This is a genomic window from Desulfonatronospira sp. MSAO_Bac3 (assembly GCF_003838035.1).
In the GTDB taxonomy this organism is placed as follows: Bacteria; Desulfobacterota; Desulfovibrionia; order Desulfovibrionales; family Desulfonatronovibrionaceae; genus Desulfonatronospira; species Desulfonatronospira thiodismutans.
This window is the reverse complement of record NZ_QYZY01000351.1, coordinates 1-1,933: the sequence shown is the minus strand read 5'-3', so window position 1 is coordinate 1,933 and position 1,933 is coordinate 1. Positions and strand designations below refer to the sequence as shown.

General features: G+C 56.1%; 2 protein-coding genes. Both read right to left on the bottom strand.

The window, feature by feature from the left end:
- A partial coding sequence (locus tag D5S03_RS12525) for a CHASE domain-containing protein (protein WP_287044264.1) occupies positions 1 to 1,191 on the bottom strand: 1,191 nt, incomplete at its 3' end.
- 40 nt (positions 1,192 to 1,231) lie between these two features.
- Positions 1,232 to 1,933 (bottom strand): Hpt domain-containing protein (locus tag D5S03_RS12520; protein WP_287044263.1); only part of this gene is annotated, 702 nt, incomplete at its 5' end.

Below are 1,933 nucleotides of genomic sequence, written 5' to 3'. Positions count from 1 at the left end.
CGGCTTTCCTTCATTGAAGACAGGTTTTTCTTCTTCATTGTAAATAGTTGCCGTATCATGAGGAAACACCTCAAAATCGTGCTTGCCGATCATCTCCCTCCAGTGCGCATGGTTTGTAATATCAGCCAGGGTCTGACTGCAAAAAATGAATCTGCTGTTGATATCTTTATAGTAGATAAAGTCGCTTGTCTGGTTCAAGATGACTTCAAGGCTGTGGGTCAGGTTTTTTCGCTCGTTTTCAATCCGCTCTCTTTTGCGGAGCAGGAACACGATGAGCGCGGTAAAGGAAAGAATGGTCCCGGCTCCAAGAACATAGAGCCATATCAGCGGTGTGAGGATTATCGCGGAGGAATGCCATCCCCCGGAGGGTATCGCCGCGATTTGCCAGCTTCCATGGGGAAGTTCCATCACCTTGGTCAGCGGAGCATTTTCAAAAACCTGGGGATCGCCGAAAAAAACATCGCCCCCGTCTCCGAGAGCGTCCCTGCCCCGAATGGCGGTGCGCAAACCATCCTGCTCGTCCCGTATTCCTGCTCCGGCAAAAATTTCGTCACTGTTCATGACCACCGAGGCCATGCCCCAAAATGCTTCCCGGCCTGTGCTTTCGTCCCTTCTGGAGATGGGAATCCGGGCAATAAGTCCCTCTCCGCCCTGGACAAGCGCCAGAGGACCGGCAAGCACGATCTCGTTGACCCTTCGGGCCAGCTCCACGGCCTCGATCTGGTCGGGGAGCGTCCTGTAGTCCAGGCCGACGGCGGCCTCGTTGCCTTCGATGGGGTACATGAACTGAATGACCATGTCCCGGGCAAGACCGATGTTCCGCAAATCGTTTTCCCCGCGAAACTGGACCTCCATGGCCCGGGCAAAGTCATCCTGGGTCAGATCGGGGTTCATGGCCACCAGGGCTTTCACCGCGGAGACCTTGTAGATGTTCGCGGACAACCGGGACGACAGGGACGCCTTCATGCCGTCCAATGCCTGTTGTACGAGTTCAATTTCCTGCTGCTTGCGGCGATCAGATTCAAAATTGGCCAGGATGACGCCGATCAGAACAAAGAGCCCCAGTAGCATGGCAAACAGAGAAATGGCCAGCACCACCGGGCTGCCCTTGCGCTGGTTCGAACCTGATTTTTTTTCAGGGGACAATCGGGGGGGGTGGGCCGCTTCTTCAGGTGTTTGCCTTTGGTTCATTACCAATCTCCATGAAAATGCAACATGTTATGTAACTAACTCATCCCGGCTTCATGACGCCAAGTTCGGAAAGCAGCCGCTGAAATTCCCATTCCACCCGCGGCCCCAGGGACGTGCAGGCGGCAAGGTCTTCATCCCTCCCGGCAACTTCCAACCGGCTGGCCATTTCCGCCAGGGCATTGGCGCTGACCGACAAGGCCGAGCCCTTGATCGCATGGGCATGGTCGCGCACCGCGGCCAGATCACCGTCAATGATGGCCCGCAGCAGAACTTCCAGGCGTTCCGTGTTCTGCTCCACAAACATCTGCACAATCACCTGGATAAATTCCTGGTCACCGCTCATTTGCTCCAACAACTTCTCCCTGTCGTACACCGGGAGGTCACCCCCCCCCTGCGCCGCAGCCCGTTCCTCGCCAGTGTTCCCGCCGGCTTCCTCTCCTGCTTTGCCTTCCGGCCACCCAGCGGAACCAGGCTCATCCCCATGGGAATGATCCCGGGACTCCGCCTCCTCCTTCCCCAGCCACTTATCCAGCATCTCCGCCAACTGGACCGGCTCCAGCGGCTTGGTCAGGTAGTCATCCATCCCCGCCTCCAGACACTGCTCCCGGTAGCCCTGCATGGCATGGGCGGTGAGGGCGATAATTGGAATTCTGAATTCTGGGATTCTGGAATTAAGGGATTGAGGAATTAAGGGATTGAGGGATTCAGGAATTGAGGAATTTTGGGATTCGCTCTTTAGCCT